Source organism: Kitasatospora sp. NPDC056783 (assembly GCF_042789895.1).
Taxonomy (GTDB): Bacteria; Actinomycetota; Actinomycetes; order Streptomycetales; family Streptomycetaceae; genus Kitasatospora.
On the sequence record NZ_JBHUAF010000091.1, the window covers coordinates 1 to 25594 of the forward strand.

The following is a 25594-nucleotide window of genomic DNA, read 5'->3' on the forward strand; positions in this document are numbered from 1 at the left end:
GTCCAGCGCGACTTCACCGCCGACACCCCGAACCGGCTGTGGGTAGCCGACATCTCGCTGATCCCGACCGGCGAGGGCCCGTGGTGGCTGGCCACGATCCGCGACGCCTTCTCCCGCCGGATCGTGGGCTGGCACACCTCGGAGCGCGCGGACGCCGACCTCGTCCTCACGGCCCTGGAGTACGCCCTGCACGGCCGACCCATCGAACCGGGCAAGCTGATCCATCACAGCGACCACGGGTGTCAGTACACATCCATCAAGCTCACAACTCGCCTGCTGAAGGCGGGAATCGAGCCGAGCATGGGAAGCGTGGGCGACTCGTTCGACAACGCCCTGGCGGAGAACTTCTGGAGCGTCCTGAAGACCGAGTGCGTGCGCCGCACGACCTTCACCACCCGCACCGACGCCGACCTCGCGCTGTTCGCCTACATCGACGGCTGGTACAACACCCGCCGCATCCAGAAGCACCTGGGCTGGCTCAGCCCCGACGAGTACGAAGCCAAGCACTACGCCGACCAGGCGACGGCCGAACCAGTGGCCGTCGAACCACCCACACCCGCCCTGACCAGGTAATCACCACCTCCCGCGCAGCGGGGGAAGCTCAGCTGAGGTGGCTGGTGCGGGTGTGGTCGAGGGGCTTGTCGTTCCACCAGGCGTCGAGGCGGATCAGGTTGAGGGCGACGGCGGAGTAGACGTGTTCGAGGTGTGTCTTGGCGAGGCCGCGGTATCGGGTCCGTCGGCTGCCAGTGACGGCGAGGGCCTGTCTGACGGTTCCCTCGACGCCGGCCCGGAGAGCGTATTTCGCCTGCCACGCCTGGTCGTTCTGGGCGTCATGGTTGGCCTGGGCGAGTTCGTGCAACGCGCGTGGGCGCAGGGTGAGTCGACGGCCCCAGCGTTTGGCTGTGGTGCAGGCGGTTCGGCCCGGGCAGGGGTGGCAGTCGGCTTCGTCGAAGCGGACCACGATTACCTCGCGGCCCTGCTGAGTGGACGGGCTCCAGAAGCGGCTGGTCCGGCCCTGGGGGCAGACGGCCTGCCGCTGGTCCCAGTCGATGGCGAACGGGTCGCGCTGGTAGCCGAGGTTCTCGCGTCCCTGGCGGGAGGACCCGGCCTGCAACGGGGTGACCAGGTCGATGCCGAAGTCAGCCTTGGACGCGACGACGGTCTGCGGGACGAACGCCTCGATCGGGGCCTTGCCCGACTCCACCAGGATCTGCGGCTTTCGGTCGGCGACGTAGCGGCGGACCTGCTGGTAGGAGACCTCGGCACCGTGTTCCTCGACCAGGCGGTGGAAGATCCGGGTGACCGTGTGCCGCTGCTTGCGCGGCGCGTCCAGGTCGGCCTGCAGGATCCCGTCGATCACCGCCTTGTACGGGTCCATTGCGGTCGGTCGCGGCGGGAGCTTCTTCCGCGGCTCCGGCCAGAGCGAGTCGACAGCCTTCCTGATCGTCCGCCACGACACGTTGTGCTTGCGCGCGATCTCCCGCAGCTTCATGCCGTGCCGGTAGTCGCGCCGGATCGCGGCGTACAGCTCGACCTTCGGCATCTGCGGCATGACCAGGGCCTTTCACCAGGAGCACTCCCGATGCTGGCCTGGCAAGTACCCCGGTGACGTCGAAACTCGTGAACATCACCCGTCCGTGGTTCGGGGTGACTCCCAAACTCGTGAACAACTGACGTCACGACTCGTGATTAAAGCCACAGCTGCATGGAGGATGTCGCTCTCCTCCGCGCCCGTGAACCGCACGACCTCGAAGGGCTGCGTCGCGCTCTCCCGATCCACCGGGCCGTGATGGAACGTCACCGGGCCGTCGATCCCAGGGACCGTGCGGCTCACCACGGCCGGCTCTTGGCTGTCGTCATTCGTCATGACCAAGATTCTGGCGGTCCCGGCAGCGGGAAGGAGGACGTTCTGAGATCAGGGGGCGAGCTGCTTCACCTCAAGATCATCCCACTGCCCCTTTTGGGCTCACCTTGGCTGAACCCCTACTGAAACTCCCCGGACGTCGCCAGGGCCATCTTCCGTGCCATGCGCGGCCGGACCGCGCCGGCCGATTCCGGCGGACCGTGGTGAGTCCGGCACGGGAACGCAGGCCCGGTAGGTGGCCCTCACCTAGCTAGGCCGTTCGCCTGGAAACCGCCTCCGCCTGGCGTTACGCCGCGTGCCGGTCCCGGCCCGGGTGGTCCTGAAGTATCAGACGCGCAGGGGCAGTTCGGCGGGGGAACCCGGTACCGGTGGTGGACGCGCCCGGCCGCCACGGCGCCTACGGTCGCCCCGACGGCCCGCCCAGGCACCCGAGGAGAAACACCGTGATCCGCGCCGCCAAGCCGGCCGCCGCTCTTGCGGCGCTGGCCCTGACCATCCTCACCGCGTCCGCCGTACCGGCGGCCGGTGTCACCGCGCCCCCGCCCGCGACGGCGGACACCGCCGATCCGCTCGCCGCGCTGCGTGGCCAACAGCCGCGCTGGCACCCCTGCGCGACCAGCCCGGAGGACACCGCCGGCGCCGAGCTCGACGCCGCCGGCGCCGGCTGCACCGAGCTCGCCGTCCCCCTCGACTACCGCCGCCCCGACGGGCGGACCACCGGGGTCGCCCTCGCCCGGCTGCCCGCCACCGACCAGGCCCGCCGCCTGGGCACCCTGTTCTACAACCCCGGCGGCCCCGGCGTCCCCGTCCGCGACCTCGCCCTCTCCCTGCGCCGGGCCGCGCCCGGCCTGGCCGCCCGCTACGACATCGTCGGCATGGACCCGCGCTTCGTCGGCGCCAGCACCCCCCTCGACTGCGGCTGGCCCACGGCCGGCCCCGGCTCGGCCGGCCCCGACCGGCTGACCTTCGACCGGTCCGCCGAGGTCGCCAAGGGCCTCGCGGCCCGCTGCGCGCCGTACCGCGAGCTGCTGCCGCAGATCTCCACCCGCAACACCGCCCGGGACATGGACCTGGTGCGCGCCGTCCTCGGCGAGGAGACGATCGCCTACCTCGGCTCCTCCTACGGCAGTTACCTCGGCGAGGTCTACCTCCAGCTGTTCCCCGGGCGCGTGGGGCGGGCGGTCTTCGACGCGGCCATGGACCCGGACCGCTTCGGCCCCGACCTGACCGCCACCCAGGGCCCCGCGATGGCGGCCGCGCTCACCGCGTGGGCCGCCTGGGCGGCCCACCACGACGACCGCCACCACCTGGGCGCGACCACCGCCGAGGTGCTGGCCGCGGTCGAGCGGGTACGCCTGGCCGCCGGACGCGCGCCGCTGGCGGTCGGCGCCCACCGGGTCGACGCCCAGGCCCTGCCGCAGGTGTTGTGGACGGTGGCGGCCGGGGACGACGCCACCGCCTACGAGGAGTTCTCCGCGCTGGTGCGTGTCCTGGCCGACGCGGCCGAGGGCCGTCGGGCGGAGCCGACCGCACTGCTGGAAGCGGTGCTGAGCGGTCTGACGGCCCCCGACGCGGGCGGCTACGCCGCCGTGCAGACCGCGATCATGTGCGCCGATCGCGCCGCCTCGCGCGATCCGCTCGCCTACTACCGCGACATCCAGGCCCACCGCGCCGACGAGCCGCTGTTCGGCCCGCTCACCCGCAACCTCACGCCGTGCACCTTCTGGCCCGCGGAGCCCGCCGAACCGCCCACCCGGGTGCGCAACGCCGTGCCGGTCCTGCTGGTCGGCGCCGACGGCGACCCGGCCGCCACCTACCCCGGCCAGCTCTCAGCCCACCGCGCGCTGACCGGCTCCCGCCTGGTGACCCTGCGCGGCGCCTTCCGGCACACCACCTACGCGGGCCTGTTCGCGCCGCGCGACGCCTGCGTGGACACCGCCGTCGACCGCTACCTCCTGGACGGTGTTCTCCCCGTTCAGGACACCGACTGCCCGGCCGCCCGACCCTAGGGTCCGTCTTCAAACCCCCGCCTGCCAGGGAGGGTTGAAGACGGACCCCAGCTGCTCGCGCGGCGGTCGCGCAGCTCCTGTCCGGCCCGCTCGGCGTACCGGGCGACAAAGGCCGCGGACAGCCCGGAGACGTCGGAGGTGCGGTGGACCGGCAGGGCCACGTCGGGGTAGGCGGCGATGGTGTCCTCAAGGCGCATCTCGCGCAGGGTGGTAGCGGCGTCGTCGACCACCGCGAGCGGGTCACGCAACTGGTCGAGGAGATCCATCGGTGCCGGGCCGGCTCAGTACGAGGGTGTTCTCGTTGGTGCGGCCGGCGGTGTAGTCGTCGAGGTTGCGGGCGGTGGCGTCGGTGAGCTGGCCGACGGCGGCGTGGGTGAAGTGGGCCTGGGATGACGCACCGCCCTTGCACCTTGTTCCCGACCTGCGCAAGTGACGTGATCTGTGCGGGAGCACGTCCCTGTCCGAGCCTCCGGTAGCCCGGTCGGGGCCCCGACCGGGGCGGCCGGGGGCAGGCGCCCAACCTCGTCAGGACTGCTGGGGGACCGGGTTCTCCGGGGAGTCCAGCCAGGCCGTCTGCCCCTGTCGGGTGACTGTCAGGCCGAACCGTTCGTGCCCGGGGCGGCCCTGCCCGTCCCACCAGCGGTAGGCGGCCTCCACCTCGTCCCAGAGCTTGCGGGGGCCGGACTGGTACACCTCGTACCCGGTGCGGTCCCGCTCGTAGTCGGCGGAGGCCCACGACTGCTTGTCCCGGCTGTAGACCCAGAGGGTGTACGCGTCGTCGTCGTAGCGCTCCGCACGCCAGAAGGCATCGGGCACGCCGAGCCCGATGACGAATTGCCGGTACCACTCGCCCGTTTCCTTCGGGGAAAGGGTGGTCGTACTTCGCGTGCCGTCCGCCGGCCACGGAACCCCGCGCAGGTACTCCTCGAACAGCGGCCGCCGCGTCCGTTGCTGGCGGAGCCGCATGAACGCGGACCCTCCCGTGAAACGACCGCTCGCGCTGGTCCCGTCGCCGTTCACGACCAGCCGGACGATCTGCTCGCCGCCGTACTCGGTGCCGAACGGGGCGACGATCACCGCGCCCGGGGCCGACTGCTCCAGCCATGCCGGAGGGATCTCCAGGAGGGAGCACGTGGCGATGATCCGATCGTACGGACCGCCTTCGGCCCATCCGCCCCGGCCGTCGCCCTCGATCACGGTGGGCGCCAGTCCCGCGCTCTCCAGGTTCTTCCGGGCACCGAGCGCGACGTCCGGGTCGTACTCGACGGTCACCACGTTGGGGTTGCCCAGGCGGTGAGTCAGGAGACCCGCGTTCCAGCCCGTGCCGGTACCGATCTCCAGCACCCTGGACCCCGGACGGGCGTCCAGGTCCCGGAGCATGGAGGCCACCATGGTCGGCATGGAGCTGGAGGACGTCGGGGTCGTGCCGAGGCCGTCGCCCTCGTGGCGGCCGTCGTCCCACTGCGTGGTCAGTGGGATGTCGGAGTAGACCGCGTTCCGCCAGGCCTCGGAGTCCTTCGAGCGGTACACCACGGGGTTCTGCCGCGTGCCGTCCGCGATGCCCGGCCAGATCCGGTCCGGGACGAACAGCTCGCGCGGTACGGCGGTGAAGGAGGGGAGCCAGTCCGAGGGGAGTGCGCCTTTGGCCACCAGCGCGGAGGCGAGCCCCTGGGGGCCCGCCTCCTGGTGCGTCTCGCCGGTCACTGGCCGCCGGCCGGGTTCTGGCCGTCCGAGGTGTTGCCGCCCTCGTCCGAACCGCCGCCACCGTGCGTCACGCCCTTGTTGCTGTCGTCCTGCTGCCCGCCGCCCTTGCCGTCGCCGTCCCCGCCTCCGTGCTTACCCATGGTGGTCCCTCCGTAGGGCCCGCCAGAGTTCGGATACCCAATTCCGCTTTGCTGGCGGGGAGTTGTGATCGGCACCAGCACTTCTACCAGCCTCGGAGGTCGCGTCGTGCGGCTTCCTGGGAAGTATGAAAAATGGGCGGCGGGCTCAGTGCCCCGTGACCGGCTGTCCCAAGAGCTCCTGGGCGATCTGCCACAGTTCTCGGGAGCCGGCGTCAGGACCACTCCCGCCAGGCCGGGGTCGGCACGCCGAGCGATCCCATGACGCGCTTGCAGAGGATCCTGTCGGCGGCCACCGCGGGAGCCGCCACGCCACTGCCGCAGCAGGGAAGCCGCGGGTAGTCCAGCAGCCCTTGGGCCGGCCGTCCTCCCCGCAGGGCCCGTGGAGGGCGGAGAGAGGGCCATGTCGAAGGCCGCGAGGCCCGCGATGAACATCGGGTCGCACGGGTTCAGGACCTCGAACCGCAGGCCCGCCTCGCTCAGCGTCCGGCTGAGCGCGGTGATGGAGAGCCGGTCGACCGGGCTCGACGTCGATGTCGGATTCCTGCCAGTGGACGGGCAGTAGTCGATGTTTGACTGCGTCCATGACCATCACGCAGCCGGACCACGCCCGCCTCTTCCGCTCCCTGCACACCTCGGCCGAACCCCTCGCGCTCGCCAACGCCTGGGACGTCGCGAGCGCCCGCGTCATCGAGGCCGCGGGCGCCCCCGCGATCGCGACCACCAGTGCCGGTGTCGCCTGGTCCCTGGGTTCTCCGGACGGCAACGTCCTCACCCGCGACCGGGCGCTGAAGCTGATCGCCCGGATCGTCGCCGCCGTCGCGGTGCCGGTCACCGCCGACATCGAGGGCGGGTACGGGACGGATGCCGCCGACGTGGCCGAGACCGTGTCCGGGGTGCTCGCGGCGGGCGCCGTCGGCGTCAACATCGAGGACGGCACCCGGCCTCCGGCAGAGCTCGCGGCACGGCTGGCCGCGGCCCGGCGGAGTGCCGACCGGACAGGCGCGGACCTGTTCCTCAACGCCCGGATCGACACCTACCTGTTCGGGCTCGGCGACCCGGACACCCGGCTGAAGGAAACCCTGGCCCGGGCCCACTCGTACGTCGACGCGGGCGCGGACGGCATCTTCGTCCCCGGCGTCACCGACACCGCCACCGTCGCAGCGCTGGCCAGGGACATCCCCGTACCGCTGAACGTCATGGCCGGCCCCGGCGCCCCGACCGTCGCCGAGCTCGGCGCCCTCGGAGTGGCTCGCGTCAGTCTCGGCTCGGGCGTCGCGCAGGCCGCCTACGCTGCCGCCCGCCGCGCCGCACAGGACCTCTTCGGCACCGGCGGCTACGACTCCCTCGCGGACGGCATCGCCTTTCCGGAACTCGACGCGCTGCTCTCCGAAGCCCACTGACCGGCCCGGCAGCGGGCCTCCCGTACCAGGAGCCGGCCCGTCGACCGTACCCGCTGCCGCCGCCTGTCCGACCCGGCGACTTCACCGATCCGACCCAGGTCACGGACCGGCTCCGGGACTTCCAGGACCGCCACAACGCCACGGCACAGCCGTTCCGGTGGACGTCCACCACCGGAGCCGACCAGTAAGTGGTCAACGCTCGAAGTCCTTCGGGGGTTGACCCGAGAACAGGGTTCGTGGCGAGACCGGTCCGGGTTGTTTTGGTTGCAGAGCGAGGTCGGCACCAGGGTCGGGCCGCCGCGTCAGCGCCGCCGCTACTGATTGCCGGGCCCAGTCACTGTTCACCAGGACCCCAGAACTGACAGCACCGCGACTCCTGGCAGCCGCCACACGTCACGGAGCTGAGGTGACCGGCGGGTTGTCCAGTTCTTCGATGAGTTGCCGGTAGGTCGCGAAGGCCGGCTTGGGGGTGTAGTCGTCGCGCAGCAGGCCGAAGTGGTGGAAGAGCCCTTCGGCGTTGCTGTCGGCGTCCCGCAGGGCGAAGAGCGAGTAGCCGTCGATGTTCAGGTCGGGGGCGTGGGCGGCGACGGTCCGGATGATGGTGTCAAGGGAGGCGGCCTGTCGCTGTTCGGTGCGGCCGGGGCCGGTGGGCCAGCCGTTCTCGCAGATGCGGATCGGGACGGTGCCGGGGATGCCGGCCTGCGGCAGGCTGATGCGGCGGAACGCCGTGAGGACCGCGGTGACCGCGCCTGCCAGTCGGTCCTCGGGAATGGGGTGGAACACGTCCGGGAAGAAGTCCAGGCCGACGTAGTCCAGGCTCTGCCGGAAGCGCGCGTCGGCCAGGGCGCCGAGGTTGGACCAGAAGGTGTCGGACGGGTCGAAGGTCGGCGCGGCGTTGAAGCCGACGGCCACACGGTGGCCGAGGGAGCGGGCCTCCTGCTTGGCGGCGATGACACCTTGGACGAGCGCGTTCAGGACGTTGGGGGTGCTGCCGTCGACGGAGGGGAGGTTGAGGTTGGGCTCCTCGCAGATCTGGACGGACGTCAGCTTGCGTCCGCCGGCCCGGACGGCCTGGCGGACGAACTCCGGCCAGCCGTCCAGCACACCGGACGGCTCGCGGAACTGCAGCACGAGGTCCAGGGTGCGCCCGCGCTGGAGGTAGGCGTGCGGATCGGCGGGTGTGGGCTGCGGCGGTGTCACGGTGGCGGCGAACGAGCGGTAGGCGCGCACCGCCAGCGTGGCCGCGTTGCCCTGGAGCTCGTCGAGGGCCTCGTTGATGCGGTCCGGCTCGTCCGGTCGGACCGGATGGATGATGCCCTGGTCGTCGCCCAGGATGCCGCCGGGATAGATGCCGAAGGTCATGGCCACGCCGTCGCCCCCAAAAATTAATGGTGTCACACCAAATTTGCAGTGACACTACCATGCGGGTATGGGCCTTCGAGAGATCAAGAAACAGCAGACCCGCGCGGCGATCGCCGACGCGGCTCTGCCCCTCTTCCTGGAACACGGCTTCGACCAGGTCACGGTCGCCGAGGTGGCACGGCACGCGGGCGTCTCCACCAACACCGTGTTCAACTACTTCCCCACCAAAGAAGACCTGTTCTTCGACCGCCAGGCCGAGGTCGAGAACCGCCTCGCCACCCTGGTACGCGACCGAACCCCGGGCACCTGCCCCATCGAAGCCGTCCGCGACGACCTGCTCTCCGCCCTACGGCAGGACCACCCCATGCTCGGGCTCCAGCCCGGAGCGCCCGCGTTCTGGCAGGTCATCCAGGACAGCCCGGCCCTACGCGCCCGCGAACGCGAGATCGGCGAACGCATCGAGGCCGCGCTGGCGACCGCTCTGACCGAACATCCGCCGGATGCCGCGGATACACCCGGCGATGCCGGCCACGCGTTGCCCCTGCTCCTCGCGGGCGCCATCGCCGGGACGCACCGCGCCGCTCTACGCGAGCTCCGACGACGCATCATGTCCGGCGAACCGCCCGCACCCGCCCGCGATGCCGTCGCCTCGGCGGCCCTCCAGGCATTCAACCTGCTCTGCTCCGGACTTGACGCAGGTGACGAACGGACGTCGCAGGAGCCACAGCTCCCTCAGTAAGAGCCCTGGGCCGACTGGCGCGCCGCCGGCGCGGCCGGGCGACGGTGGCTCGACGCCCACCGCGCCACCGCCTGAGTTCGTCGCGGCGCCCTCATCCGGCCCTCGCCTGACGGAAATTCGGTTGCGATCACCCCGGGCACGCGGAAACGTCTCATCGCGCACGAACACCGCGCGTCCCCCGGGGAACTCCACCTGCCATGAACAGCACCGTCGTCGACACCCTTCACGGTCCGGTCCGCGGACGCCTACGCGGCGGCACCGCGTCATTCCTCGGAATCCCGTACGCGGCACCGCCGTTCGGTGCGGGCCGGCTGCGCGCGCCCCGGCCACCGGAGCCGTGGAGCGGTGTGCGCGACGCGTTCGACCACGGCCCGGCCGCCCCGCAGCCGGGCTACGGACCCGCCATGACCGGCCTGCTGCGCCCGTCCGGGCCGCAGGGCGAGGACTGCCTCAACCTCAACGTCTGGACGCCCTCGCCGCACCGGTCGGAGCGGGGGCTGCCCGTCATGGTGTGGATCCACGGCGGCTCGTTCCGCAACGGGTCGGGCTCGCTGCCGACCTACGGCGGCGCCGCCCTCGCCCGCGACGGCGTGGTCTGCGTGACGCTCAACTACCGTCTGGGCGCGGAGGGTTTCCTCCTGCTCCCGGACGGCACCGCCAACCTCGGGCTGCTGGACCAGATCGCCGCCCTGGAATGGGTCCGCGACAACATCGCCGGATTCGGCGGAGACCCGGCGAACGTGACCGTCTTCGGCCAGTCGGCCGGTGCGATCGGCATCACCGCGCTCATGACGATGCCCCGGGCCGACGGCCTGTTCCGACGGGCCATCACCCAGAGCGGGGCCGGGCACCACGCCCACGCCCCCGAGACCGCGCGCCGCGTCACCGAGCGGCTGGCCGAACTGGCCGGCGTCGAGTGCACCACCGAGGCGCTCGCCGCGCTCCCGCCCCGGGAGCTGGTGGCCGCCGACGCCCGGCTCGCCCAGGAGATCGCCCGCAGCACCGAGCCCGGCCGATGGGGCGAGTCCGCCGGCGGCGGCACGACCGTCCTTCCGGTGTTCGGGACGGCGACGCTGCCCGAGCGCCCCGTCGACGCCGTCCGCGCCGGCGCGGGCCGCCACCTCGACCTGCTCACCGGCGTCACCAGTGAGGAGTTCCGCCTCTTCCTCGTGCCGCTCGGCATGGCCGACCGCATCGGCGACGCCTTCCTGCACGGCTTCCTCGCCGCCCTGGGGCTCGACCCGGCCGCCGCGCGGGCCCGCTACGCCGCCTCCCGGCCCGGTGCCGGCGCGGCCGACCTCTTCTCGGCCGTGATGACCGACCACGGCTACCGGGTGCCCGCCCTCCGCATCGCCGAGGCCCGGGCCGCCCACGGCGCCGACACCCACTTCTACGAGTTCGCCCAGCCCTCCCCCGCCCTGGACGGCGCCCTCGGCGCCTGCCACATGTCCGAGCTGGGCCTCCTCTTCGGCGACCTCGACGACCCGCTGACGGACCCGGCCGGCCATCCGCGGCTGTCCGAGCGCCTGCGCGGCGCCTGGACATCCTTCGCCCGCGACGGCCACCCCCGGCACGAGGACCTGCCGTCCTGGCCCGCCTACCTGCCCGACCGGCTCGTCATGCGGCTGGACGACACTGCGCCCGCAGTCCTCCGGGACCCCGGCCGCCCCGAGCGGCTCCTCTGGGACGGCGTGCGCTGACGGCCGGGGCTTCCCGTCCTGGCTCCGCGACCGGAAATCGATCACAGCCGATGGCCAGCCGGACGCTCAGGGCCGTCGGCTCAGGCCAGGCCGGTGGCCGGGCCGGTGGCGAGCTCGGCGGCGGGCTCGGTCGCGTAGCGGCTCATCGCGTCGAGGTTGGCCTGTGGCGTCAGCGGACGGCCGTCGGCGAGTGCGTCGCGCAGATCGCGGAAGTACTGGACGTACAGGTCCGGGGTGAAGGTGCTGAGCATGACGGCCGGCCGGCCGGTCGGGTTGGCGAAGGTGTGCGGGGTGCCGGGCGGAACCATCACGAGCGTGCCCGCGGGGGCGTCGTGGTCCTGGTCCCCCACGGTGAACCGCACGGTGCCGGAAAGGATGTAGAAGCCCTCGTCGTGCCGGGCGTGGCGGTGCTGCGGCGGCCCCTGGGTGTGCGGGGCGAGGACGGACTCGGCGATCGCGAGTCGGTGGCCGGTGTGGCTGCCGTCCTCCAGGACGCGCATCCGCGTGGTGCCCAGGACGATCGTCTCGCCGTCGCCGGGGCCCACCACCGAGACGACGGGGTCGGTCGGCGGCCTGCTGTTCTTCGTTTCTTCGGTCATGTCACGAGTGCACCGCCGGGCGCCCGCCGGTGTCCAAGACCTGTTCCGAGGCGCCGATACCCCGTGGGTATCGTGGCAGCGTGGAGCTACGGACCTTGCGCTACTTCGTGGCGGTCGCCGAGGAACTCCACTTCGGCCGGGCCGCCACCCGACTGCACATGAGCCAGCCGCCGCTGAGCCGGGCGATCAAGCGGCTGGAGGCCGAGGCCGGGGCCCCGCTGTTCGTCCGAGCCTCCACCGGGGTCGCGCTCACTCCGGTGGGATCGGTGCTGCTGGAGGAGGCGCTGGCCCTGCTCGACCACGCCGACCGCGTCCGGGTACGCGTCAACGCGGCGGCGGCCGGCGTCACGGCCATCACCATCGGCATCCTGGGCGACGGCACCGACCCAGGAGTGGCCCGGCTGGCCGCCGCCTTCCGCCGCAGCCGCCCCGGCGTCGACATCCGCGTGCGCGACACCGATCTGACCGACCCGACCTGCGGGCTGCGCGCCGGGCTGGTCGACGTCGCGCTGACCCGGGCCCCGTTCGACGAGACGGCCCTGACGGTGCGTACGCTGCGGAGCGATCCGGTCGGCGTGCTCCTGCGCGCCGACGATCCCCTGGCCGGCCGCGAGGGGCTGCGGCTGGCCGAACTGGGCGACCGCCGCTGGTTCCGGTTCCCGCAGGGCACCGACCCCCTCTGGCAGTCGTACTGGAACGGCGGCAGCCCGCGCGAGGGCCCGGTGGTGCGCGCCGTCCACGAGTGCCTCCAGGCCGTGCTGTGGAACGGCACGGTCGGCCTGGCCCCGCTCGGGCACCACCTGCCCCCGGAGCTGACCGTGGTGCCGCTGGTCGACATGCCGCCGAGCCGGGTGGTGGCGGTGTGGAACGAGGGGGACGCCAATCCGTTGATCCGGACCTTCGGCGAGATCGCGGCCGCCGCGTACCGCCGCTGAGGTCCGGCACCGCGTCCCGTGCGTCACGCCGAGGTCGACGGCACCCCGGTGGATGCGTCCCCACCGGCGTCTGCCGGGCCCATGCGGGACGGTCCGGTACAGGACGGGCCGGTGCGGGACGGGCCAGACCGCCTGCCGAGGAGCGTCGACGCGACGATCAGGGCCAGGGCGGCGAAGACGCCGGCCACCCCGAACGCGGCCTGCTGCCCGGTGGTGGATACGAGCGGTGCGGGGTCGTCGGTCGCGGAGGCGGCGGAGGCGGCGGAGGAGTAGGCGGCGACCACGCTGGTGCAGACGGCCGCGCCGAGGGCGGTGCCGACCGCGAACGAGGTGTCGGCGAGGCCGGCGGCCATGCCCGAGTCGTTCTCGGTGACGCCGGTCAGCGCGGCGATCTGAGCGCACACCGTGACGGCGCCCATCCCCGCCCCGAACAGGAGCAGCGCGGCCGGCAGCAGGCCCGTCGGACCGCCGGCCGGCAGGCGGGTGAGCAGCAGGCAGCCGCAACCGAGCAGGGCGGCGCCGGCGGCGGCCACCCGCCCCGGGCCGAGCCTGGGCACGACCCGCTGGCTCAGCAGGGCGCCCGCGGCCGCGGTGACGGTCATCACCGCGGTCACCAGGCCGAACCGCGCCGCGGACCAGCCGAGCGCCTGCTGCACGAAGGAGGTGAGGGTGACGAGCATGCCGTCGACGGTCATGCCGGCGATGAGCAGCAGCAGGTTGCCGCCGACCAGTGTCCGCGAGCGCAGCGCCCGCAGGGGGACGAGGGGGGCCGCCGACCGCTTCTCCACCAGGGCGAACGTCCCGAGCAGTACGGCCACGGCGGCCAGCAGCCCGACGGTGCGTCCGTTCGTCCATCCGGATGCCGGTACCCGGGTGATGGCGTGGACGAGCAGGACGAGTGCGGGGGCGATGGTCAGCGCGCCGGGCACGTCGAAGGAACGGGAGCGTGAGCGGTCCCGGCTCTCGCGCAGCAGGACGGGGGCGAGTACCAGCACCACGGCCCCGACCGGGACGTTGATCCAGAACACCCACTGCCATCCGAGGAGGTCGGTGATGACGCCGCCCAGCAGGAGGCCGGCGGTGGCACCGAACCCGCCGAGGCCGCCCCAGACGCCGAGTGCCCTGTTCCGTTCGGGCCCTTCGGGGAAGGTGTCGACGACCATCGACAGCGCGGCCGGGGCGATGATCGCGGCCGAGACGCCCTGCAGCGCGCGGGCGGCCACCAGGGCCTGGCCGGACGGGGCGAGCCCGCATGCCAGCGAGGCGAGGACCCGCAGCACCGTCCCGGCGATGAACACACGCCGACGGCCCAGCAGGTCCGCGGCGCGGCCGCACAGCAGCAGCAGTCCGCTGAAGGCCAGCGCGTAGGCCGTCACCGTCCATTGGACGGCCGGGCCGTGCAGGTGGAGGTGCTGTTCGATCGCCGGCAGGGCGGTGAGCAGGCTGGTGCCGTCCAGGATGGTCATGAAGAACGCCGTGCCCAGCAGCGCCAGCACCCGCCGACGCCCGTTCCGCGGTAAGTCTCCCGTGGTCGTCACGGTCGTTCGGTGCTGTTCTGCCGAGGTTGCCGTAGCTCGGCCGCGAGCTCGTCGAGCCACCTGCCCGTGCCCTGTTCCCGCCAGGCCGCTTCCTCGCGGCCGTCGAGGAAGGTGCCCTGCTCGGTGAGCAGCACCCGGGTGCCACCGTCTTCCGGGTGGAACTCCACCGTCGTCAGCGACACCGTCGCGAGGTCCGGTCCCTCGGACAGGGTGGAGGTGTAGACGATCCGCTCGTCCTGGACGATGTCCCGGTACCAGGACTCGAACGTCAGCACCGCTCCGCCGGCGGAGCGGCCGCGGTTGACCTCCCGCCCGCCGACGCGGAAGTCGAGCTCGTGCTCGGCGTCGGGGCCCGCGAACCAGCGTGCCTTGGCCGTGGGGTCGGCCCACGCGGCGAACACCGTGGCCGGCGGGGCGGCGTAGCGGCGTTCGAGGGTGAACGTGGCGTGCGTGACCACGTGGTCGGTCATCGTGTGCTCCCTTGTTCCGGGGTGTCGCCGTGTTCGGCCAGGTAGTCGCCGAGGCGGTCGAGGCGGCGCTCCCAGGCGGTGCGCTGCGCGGCGATCCACTCCTCGGTCATGCGCAGCACACCCGGCTCGATGTGGCAGGTGCGCACCCGCCCGGTCTTCTCGGACCGGACCAGCCCGCACGTCTCCAGTACCTGGATGTGCTGCATCACCGCCGGCAGTGACATGGCGAGCGGCCTGGCCAGTTCACTGACCGAGGCGGGCCCGCGCACCAGCCGCTCGACGATGTCCCGGCGGGTCGGGTCCGCCAGGGCTTGGAACACCCGGTCCAACGAACCAGATTGGTTAAGCATGTGCCTAAGTGTTGGGCGTCGGCCCGTGAATAGTCAAGCGTCTGGTTAACCTTCTTCGCGCGCTCGCCGCTGCGGTGCTGTCGCCCTCCGGAGCGGCGAAGAGGACGCCGAACGCGGGCGAGGGTCCGCTCGGGGCACTTCGACTCCCCTCGCTTCGCCGAGGGCACCCGAATCCCCGACTGTCGCACCGACGTTTTCGCCGCCGGGGCTGCTCTTCTCGTCCGGGGGACGGAAGCGCAGCCGAGGAGGCGTCATGGCCGACCCCCGCCCCACCCGCACGGACCCCCGCCCCGCCCGCACCGGCCCCGCCACCCGGCGCCCGCCCACCGCCCGGCGCACCGCTGCGGCCGGCCTCGCCCTCGCGGCCTTCCTGACCGCGACCGCCACCACGACCACCCCCGCGCACCCCGCCACCTCGGGGCTCGACCGCTACTACCGCCAGCACCTCCACTGGCACACCTGCGTCCTGGGCCCGGACGACCCGGACGGTGCCGCACTCGACCAGGCCGGCGCCCGCTGCGCGGAGGCCACCGTGCCCCTGGACTACGGCGACCCCGGCGGACGCACCCTCACGCTGGCGCTCTCCCGGATCGAGGCCGCCGACACCCGCCACCGGATCGGCACGCTGCTGCTCAACGACGGCGGCCCCGGCGCCCCGACACTCGGCGCACCACCCCGGGTCCATGCCGCCCTCAAGGAAACCGCCGGCCGCTTCGACATCGTCGGGCTGGACCAGCGCTTCGCCGGCCGCAGCACCCCGCTCGACTGCGGCTGGCCCGTCGGCGGCCTCTTCTCCGCCGGGACCGGCCGCGCCGCCTTCGAGCGCCAGGTCGCCCTCCACCGGGAACTCGCGGCCCGGTGCCGCTCGGCGGCCGGCGACCTGCTGCCGTACGCGGGCACCCGCGACGCGGCCCGGGACCTGGACGTGGTCCGGGGCGCGCTCGGCGAACGGAGGATCTCCTACCTCGGCCTGTCCTACGGCACGTACCTCGGCACGGTGTACACCCAGATGTTCCCCGGCCGCGTCGACCGGATGGTCCTCGACAGCGCGCTCCACCCCCGCCACTCCGGGCCCGCGCTCCTCCCGAACCAACTGCCCGAACAGGAACGGGCGTTCGCCCACTGGGCGGACTGGACGGCGCAGCGCCACGACACCTACCGGCTCGGCCGCACCCACGCGGAGGTCGGCGACGGAATCCTGCGCACCGTCGAGACGGCCGCGAACCGCCCGCTCGTCCTCGGCACCGGCGCCGACGCCGTCGAACTCGACGACACCCGCGTCCCGGTCCTGCTCTTCGTGGGCCTCCAGGGCGACTCCGACCCCGAACGGTCGGCCCTCGCCGAACAGATGGCGATGCTCGCCGAGGCGGCGGCGGGCCGGCCCGTCACCCCCACGGCCTCGACCGCCGCCCTGCTGCGCCTGCTGTTCGGCCCCCAGGGATCGCAGGCCGGCAGCGCCGGCCAGGCCGTCCTGTGCGCGGACCGCACGGCGCCCGGAGACCCCGAGGACTACTGGCGCCGGATCGAGCGCGGTCGCGCCGAGCACCCGCTGTTCGGCCCACTGCTCCACGACATCACTCCCTGCGCCTTCTGGGAAGCCCCGCGCGAGGCGCCCGTCGAGGTGCACCGCGACGCCCGGGCGCTGATCCTCTCCGCCACCGGTGACCCGCGCACTCCCCACCGGGACGCCGTCGCCCTGCGCCGGCTGCTGCCCGGCTCGCGGCTGCTGACCCTGCGGGGCGCCGACCAGCACGGCCTGTACGGGACCTACGGCAACGCCTGCGTGGACGACACCGTCAACGCCTACCTGGCCTCCGGACGCCTGCCGGACACCGACCCGGTCTGCACCCGCCGGTAGCCGACCAGCCAGGCCCTGGCCTGCGGATCGGCACGATCCGGACGCCCCGGCGCCAGGGTCCGCCGATTAGCGGAGTCTCCAATTCCTTGACAGTTCATACGAATTATCACCACCATGGGCCATGGTCGCCACGAGACCCCGGCCGACCACCCCCCCACCGAAGGAGACAGACATGCGGAAGATGACGACCCGTAAGTCCGGCACCGTCGCACTGACCGGCAACGCCCGCCGGCTGTGGCTCGAGTGGTGCTGGTAACTCCGACGCACCACTGACACCGGTGGCGTGCCAGGGGCTCCGCGAGCTTCCTGGCACGCCTCCGGGCGGCCGCGGGCACCGAGCGACGGCCCCACGGCGGGCCCGCCGACACGAGAAGGGGAGGAGTCGGGCATGCGACACGTCTGGCTGGAGGCGACACTGCCCCGGGACCGGCGCGCGGCGGCCGCCGGAGCCGAAGGGCTCCTGGGCGCCTTCGACTGCCGGGTCTGGCAGCGCGGGCCCTACGGCGGGGTCGGCGAGTTCGTCCGCCACCTCGCCCTCGGCCAGGGACACTCCCCGCTGGTGGACCGCCACCAGGTCGAACTCCTCAGCGCGGTACGCGACTTGGCACCGGCGATGCCATGGGCCGACGAGGCCCTCGCGGCCCTGGACGTCGCGGACGTCCAGATCAGGTTCCACCCGGCCCGGCGCACCCGCCATCTCGCCTACGGAATAGGCGAGTTCGTCGCCTCCTGGTCGGCGGGGCAGCGCACGCCCGCCGCCGTGGTGCTCGACCGGGTGGACGAGGCGGACGCCACCACCGTCGAACTCGTCGACACCCTGCTGCGACGCGTCGACCCGTCCCGGCTGAGGCTGTACGTCGGCGGCGCCTCACTGCCCCCCGCGCTCGCCGAGGCCGTCGCCGAGCACGCCCGCCCCCTCGCCATCACCCCGTCCCGGCCCACCCCCGAGGACGCCGCCGAGGACGCCGCCACGGTCCACGGCCCCGCCTGGCACGACGAGCGCGCCGACGAACTGGCCGCGACCGGCGAGTGGTCCTGGCAGCTGGGCGCCATCCCCCACCACCGCGAACGCGGCACCCGCCCGGCCACCGACGGCGTCGACGCGCTGCGCACCGCGCTCGCCCTGGCCCTGCGCAGCGGCTTCTACGAGCACGCCGTCCGGCTCGCCGAACGCGGCCTGGCGCTGGTCACCCCGGCCGGGGACACCCGGAACTGGTGGGCCTTCACCACGATGCTGGCCACCGCGCTCACCGCCCTGGAGCGCCCGGCCGAGGCCCTCGCGCTCTACGACCACGTCCGGCAGGTCACCGACGAGCCGAGGATCCACCTGTCCACGGCCTACTCCACCGCCATGCTCCACGTCCGCCACCTGCCGGAGCCCGCCCGGGACCTCGCCGCCGCCCGCACCTGGCTGGAGCGCGCCCTCGCACTCGCCGGGCGGATCGAGGACCCGCGCGAACGCGCCGTCACCACCGTCTTCCACCGGCAGGGCCTGGCCCTGCTGGACAGCCGGGCCGGCGACCCCGCGGCGGCGCTGGCGACGGTCGAGGACGGCATCGCGGAGCTCGACCGGGCCCTGGCACCGGGCGAACGCCCCCAGGACCGCGCCCGGCTGCTGCACAACCGGGCCCAGCTGCACCTCGCCCTCGGCGATCCGGCCCGCGCGCTCGCCGACCTCGACACGGTGATCGAGCGGGACCCGCAGAACGCGGAGTACTACGTCGACCGGGCAGCCCTCCACCGGGCCACCGGACGGCCGGACGACGCGATCGCCGACTACGGCACCGCGATCCGCCTCGGCCCGCACCTGCCCGAGGCGTACTACAACCGTGCCGAGACCCACACCGACCTGGGCCGGCCCCAGGCGGCGCTGGCCGACCTCGACCGAACCCTGCGGATCGACCCCGAGCACCTGGACGCCCTGGTCAACCGGGCCGGCCTCCACCTGGAGGACGGCGAACTCGACCTCGCCGAGCGCGACGCCCACGCGGGCCTGCGCCTGTCCCCGGGCCAGCCTCACCTGCTGTGCGTGCTCGGCCTCGTCGAGGGCGAACGCGGCCGCCTCCCCGAGGCCGAGGCTCTGCTCACCCGGGCCGTCGACCACGCCCCCGATCTGCCGACCGCCTGGGCCAACCGCGCGGCGATCCGCTTCGAACGCGGCGACACCCCGGGCGCCGTCGCCGACCTGGACCGCGCCATCGCCCTGGACCCCGACCCCGTCGCCCTCTACAACCGGGGGCTGGCCCACCGCGAACTCGGCGACCGGGCCGCCGCCGCCGAGGACTTCACCCGCGCGCTCGCCACCGACCCCGGCCCGGACCCGGAACTGCGCGCCGAACTGCTCCGGGAACTGGACGCCTGAGCCCTCCCCCGCCCGGGCCGCTGACCGCCGCCGTTCCCCGGGGCCCACGGACGCGCCGGTCGGCGTCGGCGGGGTGGCCGTGCGGCTCCTACCCGCTCCCCCACCGCCCGCGCATCGGTCGTGCCACCGATGCGCGGGCGGCCGGAAAGGGCTGTCCTCACGGGGCGGGTGGTCCTTACGGTGCGGGCGGGCACACCAGCGTGCTGGTGACGGGCGGGTCGGGGAACTCCGAGCCGTCGTAGCTCTGCGAGCCGTCGCCGTACTCGTAGTGGAAGTAGTTCGTGGAGAAGCTGACGACGGGGTGCACGGTGCAGTCGGAGTCGGCGGGGTACCGGTAGGTCAGCGTGATGGTGCGGCTGCCGCCCGGTTCGATCGGCACCTGGGGAGCCGTCAGGTTGACCAGGGCGTACAGCCCCTGGACGGACGCCCTCTCCCCGAGGTCGCACCAGCTCACCTGCCCGGAGCACCCGGTGAGCACCGCCCGCGCGCCGGGCGCGGGCTGAGGACCTGCTTCGAGCAGGGGGAGCCAGACGTAGAGGAAGGTCACGGGGCTGGTCTGGCGGTTGGTGAACGTCACGTTCAGGGTGCCGCTCTGGCCGGGGGTGAGCGTGGGGTGGTCCACGCTCAGGGCGAAGTACGGCGGCGTGGCGGAGGTCGTGGCGGAGGTCGTGGCGGACGCCTGCGGGGCGAAGCCCATCAGGCCGACGAGGAGGGCGAGTACGGCGACGACGCCGAGGCGTCTTGTCCCGGAGCTGGATGTACGCATGACCGGGCAGCGTAGGGAAGCGTGCCCGTCCCGTCTGCCACGCCCCGGGAAATCCGGCCATGATCCCCACGCCCGGGGACCGGCCCCGGACCGGAGCCGACCCCGTTCCGGCTCCTACCGGTCCGGCAGGGCGGCGACCACGGCGAGGACGGCGGCCATGACGACGGCACCCAGCACCCCGGCCCTCATGGGCGTGATCCGGTCCCGGAGCCGCTTCTCCGGCTGAACGCGCCGGTCCGCCCGGGTGCTGTGCTTCCACCAGTCGGCGACCCGCCGGACGTCGCTGTCGAAGCTCTCCGACGTGCTGAGATCGCTGTTCGTCAGGGTCGACAGCCAGCGGCGCCGGCCCTCGGTGGTGTGGATCCGCGCCACCCGCGTGACCGTGCCGCCGCGGCCCCGGAACTCCGCCACGTCGAGCCAGGCGATCTGCTCCCAGGGGTAGGTGCGGCCCCGGCCGAGCCCCCGGCAGATGGTGACTCCGTCGGCGCCCACCCGGACCCAGGACCGCAGGGCGACGAGGCGGCTCCCGGCGACCAGCGCCACGGTGCCGCCGACGAGCAGGATCATGGGGCCGAGGCCGAGGTCGAACTTCCCCCGGCCGGCGACCAGTTCGACCGTGACGATCATGAGCAGCAGTGCGAGATCGGCCCAGTCCGGGCTGAGCCTGTCTTTCCCCCGGAAGATCAGTTCGTTCACACGGCGCACCCTACGCCGCCCCCGGTGCGGCCTCGCAGGGGGGTGGACCGGCGACCGCCCGGCTCCCGTCGGGGAGGCTCGTACGCCGCCACATCGCTTGTGGAGCAAGGAAGTTGGCCGACAGCCGCCTCCGGCACTGCCGTGGTCGATCCCCCAGGGGAGTGCGGCGGGCCCAGAGGTGGTCGATTCCCTGGGGTGGCGGGCGGCAGGTCGTTCGGCGTCTTCACTCTTGCGTCGCGGCCACCCGCCGGGAATCCGTCAAATGACTGCCGCCCTCGATGACGTACCGATGTCGTGAGCGGCCCCGGGCGCCGTAACGACCCAAGTCGTGTCGGGCAGTCAACTGACGGAGGACACCGGCCTTGCGGGACCACCAGAGTGAAGCCCGACCAGGCGGCGCCGCCCCACGGCCCGCCACCGGCCCCCTGACGGCGGCACGACGTGCCCCGTCCACGTACGTGGAGGATGATCCATGACTGTTGTGACCTTCCATCTCGTCTCCTCGCTCACGCCTTCCGAGGTGCTGACCGTCCTCACCGACTTCGGCCCCGCCCGCCCCGACGCGTGGCCCAGCATCGACGCGGAACACTTCGAGGTCCACGGAAGGGGAGAGGGCTGGGCCGAGGTGACCGAGGGCACCGCCGCCGCCTGGGAGCGTGCCCGCTACGACTGGGAGCCCGGAGGGAACACGGTCGTCATCCGCACTCTCGACTCCAAGCTCTTCGGGCCGGGAGGCGGGTGGACCTTCCGCATGACTCCCGAGGGTGACGGAACGCGCGTCGACGTCCAGCTGACCAGGGAGCCCACCACCTTGAAGGGAAAGATGCTGGCTTCCCTGCTCCCCGTCGTGGCACCGTCGTCGCTGCGCAAGTCGTTCGCCGGCCCGCTGAAGACCCACTGAAGACCGCTGAGGCCCTGCCGAGGCCGTGCGGTGGGACGGGCGCGCGAGGGGGCGCGGCACGACGGTCGCCCGTCGGCGCCCCCGGAACGGTCCGGACGATCACCCCCCGACCTGGCCAGCAGCGATCCGACCACGCCTGATACGTTGCCCTGGCCGTGGTGTTCGGGAAGCCGGTCAAAGTCCGGTGCGGCCCTCGCCACTGTTGCCGCGGAGTTCCGCGGCCCTCGCTGACCGGCTTTCGCAGCGGTCGGGGCCACTGGGCGGGCTGGAAGAGCCGCCCGGGAAGGTCGGCCGCGGTGCGTCGATGCGGAAGCCAGGAGACCGGCCACGGCGCGACATGTTCCACGAGGGTTTTGGAGAACACGTGCCCAGCGGTCTGCTGCGTCCATTTCGATCCATATGTTCCGTACGTCCCGTAAGTTCCGTACGTCCCACCGGCCCGACGCGTGCCGGCCGGGCCGTCGCGGCCTTCCTGTTCATCGGCGTGCTCGGAGCCTGCACCAGCGCCCCCGCGCCCACCGCGTCCGGTGGGGCGACCGGAACCGCCGGGCCGGTCAGCGTGGACAACTGCGGGACCACCGTGACGGTCCCCGCGCCGCCCGAGCGGCTGGTGACGCTCAACCAGGGTGCCACCGAGGTGGCCCTGGCCCTCGGCCTGGAGTCCCGCATGGCCGGTACCGCCTACCTCGACGACTCCGTCCCGGAGAAGTGGAAGGCCGCCTACGACTCCGTCCCGGTGCTCTCCAAGGACTACCCGACGAAGGAGAAGCTCCTCACGGCCCGCCCCGACTTCCTGTACGCCTCCTACGCCAGCGCGTTCACCGACAAGGTCGCGGGCAGCCGGGAGGAACTGCGCGGCCAGGGCGTCCCGTCGTACCTGTCCCCGTTCGGCTGCGCGGACAAGAGCCAGGTACCGCCGACGACCTGGCAGGCGGCGTGGGGCGAACTGAACGACGTCGCCAAGGTCTTCGGCGTCACGGAGCGGGCCGCCGCGATCCAGCGGCAGCAGGAGCAGCAGCTGGCCCGGTTCACGGCGACGGCCGCCGGCAAGGACCTGAAGGTCCTGTGGTACGACTCGGACACCAAGGCGCCGTTCGTCGGCGCCGGCCACGGCGGGCCCCAACTCGTGCTCGACGCCGTGGGCGCCCGCAACGTCTTCGCGGACCTGCCCGGTACCTGGCAGAACGTGAGCTGGGAGAAGGTCGTCGCGGCCGACCCGGACGCCATCGTGGTCGCGGACGCCGGCTGGGACACGGCCCAGTCCAAGATCGACTACCTGGAGAACGACCCGGTGCTGAGCACGCTCGGCGCCGTGCGGCGCAAGGCGTTCGTGGTGGTGCCGTTCTCGGAGTCGACTCCCGGCGTACGGCTCGCCGACGGTGCCGCCAAGGTCTCCGAAGGACTGGGCCGACTGCACCCGGCCTCATGACCACCGCACCCCACCCCGTCGCGCGGCCCACCGGCCAGGGCCGCGCGACGGCGGTCCTGGCCGTCGCCACGGCCCTGCTGCTGGCCACCGTGTTCCTCGGCCTGGCCGTGGGCTCCCAGCACGAGTCGCTCCGGACGGTGCTCGACGTCGTGGCGCGCCGGCTCGGGCTGGGCGATCCCCAGGTCACGCTGCTGGACGACCAGATCGTCTGGCAGTTGCGGCTGCCCCGGGTCCTGGGGGCGGCCGCCACCGGCGCCGGCCTCGCGGTCTGCGGCGCGGTGCTGCAGACGCTGACCGGGAACGACCTGGCCGATCCCTTCCTGCTCGGGATCTCGGACGGCGCCGCCGCCGGCGCGGTCACCGTGATCGTCCTCGGGGTCGGCGTGACCGGCGCCGTCGGCACCGGCGCGGTGTCGACGGCGGCCTTCGCCGGCGCCCTGCTCGCCGCCGTCGTCGTCCTGGCCCTGGCCGGCGCGCGCACCCGGTCACTGCCGACCACCCGCACCGTGCTCGCCGGCATCGCGGTGGGGCAGATGTGCGGGGCCTACACCTCGTTCGTCGTGATGGTCCTCGGGGACCGCAACGCGGCGCGCGGTGTCATGGAGTGGACGCTGGGCTCCGTCGCCGGCGTCCGGTGGCCCACCGCCGTCTTCCTGGTCTCGGTCGCGCTGGCCGGTGTCACGGTGCTGGCCGCCTCGGCCCGCGACCTGGACGCCTTCGCCTTCGGCGAGACCGCCGCCCGCTCCCTCGGCGTCCACGTCGAGCGCACCCGCTGGGTGCTCATCGCCACCGCCGCGCTGGTGACCGCGTGCCTGGTCGCCAACACCGGCGTCATCGGGTTCCTCGGCCTGGTCGTCCCCCACGTGGTCCGCCTCGTCTGCGGCCCGCGTCACGCCCTGCTGCTGCCCGTGTCGGCGCTGGTGGGCGCGTCCCTCCTGGTGGGCAGCGACATCGTGGCGCGCTCGGTCCTCCCCGGCCGGGAGATCCCCGTCGGCATCATCACGGCCGGCCTCGGAGCGCCCTTCTTCGCCTGGCTGCTGTGGCGCCAGGGACGGGCCGACGGGAGGGCGCTGTGACGGTGACACCTCCTGTCGACCTGCGCGCGGAGGGACTTCTCGTCCGCGCCGGCGCGACCACCCTGCTGGACACGGTCTCGCTCGCGTTCCGCCCCGGCCGGATCACGGGCCTGCTCGGACCCAACGGCGCCGGGAAGACCACCCTGCTGCGCGCGGTCGCCGGACTGACCCGGCCGGGCGCGGGGCGGGTCCTCCTGGACGGAGAGGACCTCCACGCGCTCCCGGCCCGCCGACGCGCGCAACGGGTGGCCTTCATGGAGCAGCAGGCCGACACCCGGCTGTCGCTGTCGGTCCGCCAGGTCGTCGAGCTCGGACGCACTCCGCACCGCGGCCGCTGGCCCGTACCGACGGACTCCGCCGTCGGCGCCCACAAGCGGTCCGTGTTCGCCGACGCCGTCGCCGCCGCGGACATCGGCCACCTGCTCGACCGGTCCTGGCCGACGCTGTCGGGTGGCGAGCGGCAGCGGGTGCAACTCGCCCGGGCACTGGTGCAGGAGCCCGGCGTGCTCCTGCTCGACGAGCCCACCAACCACCTCGACCTGCGCCACCAGCTCGGCTTCCTCGGCACCGTGCGCGGGCTGGGCATCACCACGGTGGCCGCGCTGCACGACCTCGAACTCGCCGCCGCCTACTGCGACGAGGCCGCCGTCCTGCTCGACGGCCGCCTGGTCGCCCACGGGCCCGTCTCCGACGTGCTCACCTCCCCCACGATCGCGCGCGTCTACGGCGTCGACGTCACCGTGGAGCGGCACCCCCGGCACGACCGACCGCACATCCGGTGGAACGGACTGCTCAGCGAAAGGACGACACCATGACCGCTCCCGCCCCGGGCGCCCCCGCCCGCCGCACCGCCGAAACCGCCGTGCTCCTGGTCGGCATGTCGGTCGGGGAGGCCGTCCGTCGTGACGAACTCCTCCGGGCGGCGGCGTCGCACCGGGCCTCGATCGCGTTCCTGCAGCAGGCGGACCCGTCACTGTCGGCCGAGCTGACCAGGCTGGCCGACGCGGGCGCCGGGACCGTGGTCGTGATCGGCGTCCGTCTCGCGGGTTCCGGCCCGGCCCAGTCCTGGCTGCGGCGGATCGCCGCCCACTGGTGGCGCGAGCGCGCGGGCCACCGCCCCGAACTCCTCGTCGCGACCCGCCTCGCCGACTCGCCGGACGCGGTCGCCACGGCGGCCGCGATGACGAGGGCCGTCACCGGCGAGGAGCCCGGTCTCACGTCGGCGGCCTGGGAGGACGTCACCGGCCACCGGCACCAGGTCCTGGTGTGCCGGGGCCCGCGGTGCACGGCCCTGGGGGCGGAGGAGGGACTGCGCGCCCTGGTACGGGAACTGACCGAGCGGGGCCTCGGCGACGACGACGTGCTCGTCACCCAGACGGGATGCCAGTTCCCCTGCAACCAGGCCCCCGTCGCCAGCGTGCAGCCGGACGACGTCTGGTACGGGAAGGTCGACGCCGCTGCCGCCGGCCGCATCGTCACCGAGCACCTCACCGGCGGACGACCGGTCGAGTCCCACCGGCTCCCCCGTCACCGGAAGGAGCGGGCGGACCGGCACGACGGCTGATCGCCACCAGCCCGGCGCCCCGACCCGGCGCCCCGACCCGGCACGCGGCCCGGTGTGAACCGCCCGGCTCCTGGCCGGCCGACGGGGAGCGCGCCGCGGCGCGACGACCGAGGGGCCCGTACCGCGCACGAA

The 25594-nt window shown here is 73.4% G+C and carries 26 protein-coding genes and 1 riboswitch; of the genes, 14 read left to right on the forward strand and 12 right to left on the reverse strand.

Annotated features, from left to right (window positions below):
* Positions 1-573, forward strand: a 573-nt coding sequence (locus ACFRMQ_RS16095) for an IS3 family transposase (protein WP_380731075.1), incomplete at its 5' end; no start/stop codon positions are given.
* A gap of 28 nt (positions 574-601) precedes the next feature.
* Here ACFRMQ_RS16095 and ACFRMQ_RS16100 read toward each other — a convergent pair.
* Positions 602-1552, reverse strand: a complete 951-nt coding sequence (locus ACFRMQ_RS16100) for a transposase (RefSeq protein ID WP_380731076.1) — start codon at positions 1550-1552, stop codon at positions 602-604.
* A 755-nt stretch (positions 1553-2307) separates the two neighbouring features.
* Between ACFRMQ_RS16100 and ACFRMQ_RS16105 the strand changes: the two genes are divergently transcribed.
* Positions 2308-3873, forward strand: a complete 1566-nt coding sequence (locus ACFRMQ_RS16105; RefSeq protein WP_380731077.1) for an alpha/beta hydrolase — start codon at positions 2308-2310, stop codon at positions 3871-3873.
* Here the strand turns inward: ACFRMQ_RS16105 and ACFRMQ_RS16110 are convergent.
* The 4 genes from ACFRMQ_RS16110 to ACFRMQ_RS16125 all read right to left on the reverse strand — a co-directional run bounded on the left by ACFRMQ_RS16110 (position 3870) and on the right by ACFRMQ_RS16125 (position 5717).
* Complete coding sequence (locus tag ACFRMQ_RS16110) at positions 3870-4139, reverse strand: hypothetical protein (RefSeq protein WP_380731078.1); 270 nt, start codon at positions 4137-4139, stop codon at positions 3870-3872. The genes ACFRMQ_RS16105 and ACFRMQ_RS16110 overlap by 4 nt on opposite strands.
* The gene (locus tag ACFRMQ_RS16115) at positions 4114-4302 is read right to left on the reverse strand and encodes a hypothetical protein (RefSeq protein ID WP_380731079.1); all 189 of its coding nucleotides are present in this window, start codon (positions 4300-4302) and stop codon (positions 4114-4116) included. Before ACFRMQ_RS16115 ends, ACFRMQ_RS16110 begins: the two co-directional genes overlap by 26 nt.
* 96 nt (positions 4303-4398) lie before the next feature.
* Positions 4399-5577 (reverse strand): methyltransferase domain-containing protein, encoded by a 1179-nt coding sequence (locus ACFRMQ_RS16120; RefSeq protein WP_380731080.1) that lies wholly within the window; start codon positions 5575-5577, stop codon positions 4399-4401.
* Positions 5574-5717 carry a hypothetical protein gene (locus tag ACFRMQ_RS16125; RefSeq protein WP_380731081.1) on the reverse strand — a complete coding sequence of 48 codons (144 nt, stop codon included), beginning with the start codon at positions 5715-5717 and terminating at the stop codon, positions 5574-5576. Before ACFRMQ_RS16125 ends, ACFRMQ_RS16120 begins: the two co-directional genes overlap by 4 nt.
* A gap of 400 nt (positions 5718-6117) precedes the next feature.
* Between ACFRMQ_RS16125 and ACFRMQ_RS16130 the strand changes: the two genes are divergently transcribed.
* Positions 6118-6279: a hypothetical protein gene (locus ACFRMQ_RS16130; protein ID WP_380731082.1), complete on the forward strand. Its 162-nt coding sequence runs from the start codon at positions 6118-6120 to the stop codon at positions 6277-6279.
* A 19-nt stretch (positions 6280-6298) separates the two neighbouring features.
* Positions 6299-7117, forward strand: a complete 819-nt coding sequence (locus ACFRMQ_RS16135; RefSeq protein WP_380731083.1) for an isocitrate lyase/phosphoenolpyruvate mutase family protein — start codon at positions 6299-6301, stop codon at positions 7115-7117.
* Positions 7118-7510: 393 nt separating this feature from the next.
* Here the strand turns inward: ACFRMQ_RS16135 and ACFRMQ_RS16140 are convergent, their stop codons facing one another.
* Entirely contained in the window at positions 7511-8479 is a 969-nt protein-coding gene (locus ACFRMQ_RS16140) for a hypothetical protein (RefSeq protein ID WP_380731100.1), read from the reverse strand.
* A gap of 67 nt (positions 8480-8546) precedes the next feature.
* Here ACFRMQ_RS16140 and ACFRMQ_RS16145 point away from each other — a divergent pair, with 67 nt between their 5' ends.
* Positions 8547-9218 (forward strand): TetR/AcrR family transcriptional regulator, encoded by a 672-nt coding sequence (locus ACFRMQ_RS16145; protein WP_380731084.1) that lies wholly within the window; start codon positions 8547-8549, stop codon positions 9216-9218.
* 197 nt (positions 9219-9415) lie between these two features.
* Entirely contained in the window at positions 9416-10918 is a 1503-nt protein-coding gene (locus ACFRMQ_RS16150) for a carboxylesterase/lipase family protein (protein WP_380731085.1), read from the forward strand.
* A gap of 80 nt (positions 10919-10998) precedes the next feature.
* Here the strand turns inward: ACFRMQ_RS16150 and ACFRMQ_RS16155 are convergent, their stop codons facing one another.
* Positions 10999-11517, reverse strand: coding sequence for a cupin domain-containing protein (locus ACFRMQ_RS16155; RefSeq protein WP_380731086.1), 519 nt, complete (start codon positions 11515-11517; stop codon positions 10999-11001).
* 80 nt (positions 11518-11597) lie between these two features.
* Here ACFRMQ_RS16155 and ACFRMQ_RS16160 point away from each other — a divergent pair, with 80 nt between their 5' ends.
* The gene (locus ACFRMQ_RS16160; protein ID WP_380731087.1) at positions 11598-12452 is read left to right on the forward strand and encodes a LysR family transcriptional regulator; all 855 of its coding nucleotides are present in this window, start codon (positions 11598-11600) and stop codon (positions 12450-12452) included.
* 23 nt (positions 12453-12475) lie between these two features.
* Here the strand turns inward: ACFRMQ_RS16160 and ACFRMQ_RS16165 are convergent, their stop codons facing one another.
* Genes ACFRMQ_RS16165 through ACFRMQ_RS16175 form a run of 3 tightly spaced genes read right to left on the reverse strand, consistent with a single transcriptional unit; the run spans position 12476 to position 14810 of the window.
* Positions 12476-13990 (reverse strand): MFS transporter, encoded by a 1515-nt coding sequence (locus ACFRMQ_RS16165; protein ID WP_380731088.1) that lies wholly within the window; start codon positions 13988-13990, stop codon positions 12476-12478.
* Positions 13987-14460, reverse strand: a complete 474-nt coding sequence (locus ACFRMQ_RS16170; RefSeq protein WP_380731089.1) for an SRPBCC family protein — start codon at positions 14458-14460, stop codon at positions 13987-13989. The genes ACFRMQ_RS16165 and ACFRMQ_RS16170 overlap by 4 nt, the downstream gene beginning before the upstream one ends.
* Positions 14457-14810 (reverse strand): ArsR/SmtB family transcription factor, encoded by a 354-nt coding sequence (locus tag ACFRMQ_RS16175; protein WP_380731090.1) that lies wholly within the window; start codon positions 14808-14810, stop codon positions 14457-14459. Before ACFRMQ_RS16175 ends, ACFRMQ_RS16170 begins: the two co-directional genes overlap by 4 nt.
* 253 nt (positions 14811-15063) lie before the next feature.
* On the opposite strand from ACFRMQ_RS16175, the gene ACFRMQ_RS16180 reads away from it, so the two are divergent.
* Positions 15064-16668: an alpha/beta hydrolase gene (locus ACFRMQ_RS16180; RefSeq protein ID WP_380731091.1), complete on the forward strand. Its 1605-nt coding sequence runs from the start codon at positions 15064-15066 to the stop codon at positions 16666-16668.
* Between the two features lie 388 nt (positions 16669-17056).
* A complete protein-coding gene (locus tag ACFRMQ_RS16185; RefSeq protein ID WP_380731092.1) occupies positions 17057-19030 on the forward strand; it encodes a tetratricopeptide repeat protein in 1974 nt (657 codons plus the stop codon).
* A gap of 175 nt (positions 19031-19205) precedes the next feature.
* On the opposite strand, the gene ACFRMQ_RS16190 is transcribed toward ACFRMQ_RS16185, so the two are convergent.
* Positions 19206-19796 (reverse strand): hypothetical protein, encoded by a 591-nt coding sequence (locus tag ACFRMQ_RS16190; protein WP_380731093.1) that lies wholly within the window; start codon positions 19794-19796, stop codon positions 19206-19208.
* Positions 19797-19910: 114 nt separating this feature from the next.
* Positions 19911-20492, reverse strand: a complete 582-nt coding sequence (locus ACFRMQ_RS16195) for a PH domain-containing protein (protein WP_380731094.1) — start codon at positions 20490-20492, stop codon at positions 19911-19913.
* Between the two features lie 472 nt (positions 20493-20964).
* Here ACFRMQ_RS16195 and ACFRMQ_RS16200 point away from each other — a divergent pair, with 472 nt between their 5' ends.
* From ACFRMQ_RS16200 to ACFRMQ_RS16220, 5 genes are all read left to right on the forward strand, one after another.
* Positions 20965-21393 carry a hypothetical protein gene (locus ACFRMQ_RS16200; protein WP_380731095.1) on the forward strand — a complete coding sequence of 143 codons (429 nt, stop codon included), beginning with the start codon at positions 20965-20967 and terminating at the stop codon, positions 21391-21393.
* A gap of 139 nt (positions 21394-21532) precedes the next feature.
* Positions 21533-21738: riboswitch (cobalamin riboswitch) on the forward strand.
* A gap of 139 nt (positions 21739-21877) precedes the next feature.
* Positions 21878-22822 (forward strand): ABC transporter substrate-binding protein, encoded by a 945-nt coding sequence (locus tag ACFRMQ_RS16205; RefSeq protein WP_380731096.1) that lies wholly within the window; start codon positions 21878-21880, stop codon positions 22820-22822.
* Positions 22819-23898, forward strand: a complete 1080-nt coding sequence (locus ACFRMQ_RS16210; protein WP_380731097.1) for a FecCD family ABC transporter permease — start codon at positions 22819-22821, stop codon at positions 23896-23898. The genes ACFRMQ_RS16205 and ACFRMQ_RS16210 overlap by 4 nt, the downstream gene beginning before the upstream one ends.
* A complete protein-coding gene (locus ACFRMQ_RS16215) occupies positions 23895-24713 on the forward strand; it encodes an ABC transporter ATP-binding protein (protein ID WP_380731098.1) in 819 nt (272 codons plus the stop codon). Before ACFRMQ_RS16210 ends, ACFRMQ_RS16215 begins: the two co-directional genes overlap by 4 nt.
* Positions 24710-25462, forward strand: coding sequence for a ferredoxin (locus ACFRMQ_RS16220; protein ID WP_380731099.1), 753 nt, complete (start codon positions 24710-24712; stop codon positions 25460-25462). Before ACFRMQ_RS16215 ends, ACFRMQ_RS16220 begins: the two co-directional genes overlap by 4 nt.
* Positions 25463-25594: the final 132 nt, after the last annotated feature.

What these genes read in the sequence shown, in the direction of transcription:
- ACFRMQ_RS16140 (WP_380731100.1), bottom strand. Translation starts at nt 8,479, where the DNA reads ATGACCTTCGGCATCTATCCCGGCGGCATCCTGGGCGACGACCAGGGC.
- ACFRMQ_RS16170 (WP_380731089.1), bottom strand. Translation starts at nt 14,460, where the DNA reads ATGACCGACCACGTGGTCACGCACGCCACGTTCACCCTCGAACGCCGC.
- ACFRMQ_RS16150 (WP_380731085.1), top strand. Translation starts at nt 9,416, where the DNA reads ATGAACAGCACCGTCGTCGACACCCTTCACGGTCCGGTCCGCGGACGC.
- ACFRMQ_RS16220 (WP_380731099.1), top strand. Translation starts at nt 24,710, where the DNA reads ATGACCGCTCCCGCCCCGGGCGCCCCCGCCCGCCGCACCGCCGAAACC.
- ACFRMQ_RS16145 (WP_380731084.1), top strand. Translation starts at nt 8,547, where the DNA reads ATGGGCCTTCGAGAGATCAAGAAACAGCAGACCCGCGCGGCGATCGCC.
- ACFRMQ_RS16130 (WP_380731082.1), top strand. Translation starts at nt 6,118, where the DNA reads ATGTCGAAGGCCGCGAGGCCCGCGATGAACATCGGGTCGCACGGGTTC.
- ACFRMQ_RS16110 (WP_380731078.1), bottom strand. Translation starts at nt 4,139, where the DNA reads ATGGATCTCCTCGACCAGTTGCGTGACCCGCTCGCGGTGGTCGACGAC.
- ACFRMQ_RS16190 (WP_380731093.1), bottom strand. Translation starts at nt 19,796, where the DNA reads ATGCGTACATCCAGCTCCGGGACAAGACGCCTCGGCGTCGTCGCCGTA.
- ACFRMQ_RS16185 (WP_380731092.1), top strand. Translation starts at nt 17,057, where the DNA reads ATGCGACACGTCTGGCTGGAGGCGACACTGCCCCGGGACCGGCGCGCG.
- ACFRMQ_RS16180 (WP_380731091.1), top strand. Translation starts at nt 15,064, where the DNA reads ATGGCCGACCCCCGCCCCACCCGCACGGACCCCCGCCCCGCCCGCACC.
- ACFRMQ_RS16200 (WP_380731095.1), top strand. Translation starts at nt 20,965, where the DNA reads ATGACTGTTGTGACCTTCCATCTCGTCTCCTCGCTCACGCCTTCCGAG.
- ACFRMQ_RS16175 (WP_380731090.1), bottom strand. Translation starts at nt 14,810, where the DNA reads ATGCTTAACCAATCTGGTTCGTTGGACCGGGTGTTCCAAGCCCTGGCG.
- ACFRMQ_RS16155 (WP_380731086.1), bottom strand. Translation starts at nt 11,517, where the DNA reads ATGACCGAAGAAACGAAGAACAGCAGGCCGCCGACCGACCCCGTCGTC.
- ACFRMQ_RS16135 (WP_380731083.1), top strand. Translation starts at nt 6,299, where the DNA reads ATGACCATCACGCAGCCGGACCACGCCCGCCTCTTCCGCTCCCTGCAC.
- ACFRMQ_RS16125 (WP_380731081.1), bottom strand. Translation starts at nt 5,717, where the DNA reads ATGGGTAAGCACGGAGGCGGGGACGGCGACGGCAAGGGCGGCGGGCAG.
- ACFRMQ_RS16210 (WP_380731097.1), top strand. Translation starts at nt 22,819, where the DNA reads ATGACCACCGCACCCCACCCCGTCGCGCGGCCCACCGGCCAGGGCCGC.
- ACFRMQ_RS16100 (WP_380731076.1), bottom strand. Translation starts at nt 1,552, where the DNA reads ATGCCGCAGATGCCGAAGGTCGAGCTGTACGCCGCGATCCGGCGCGAC.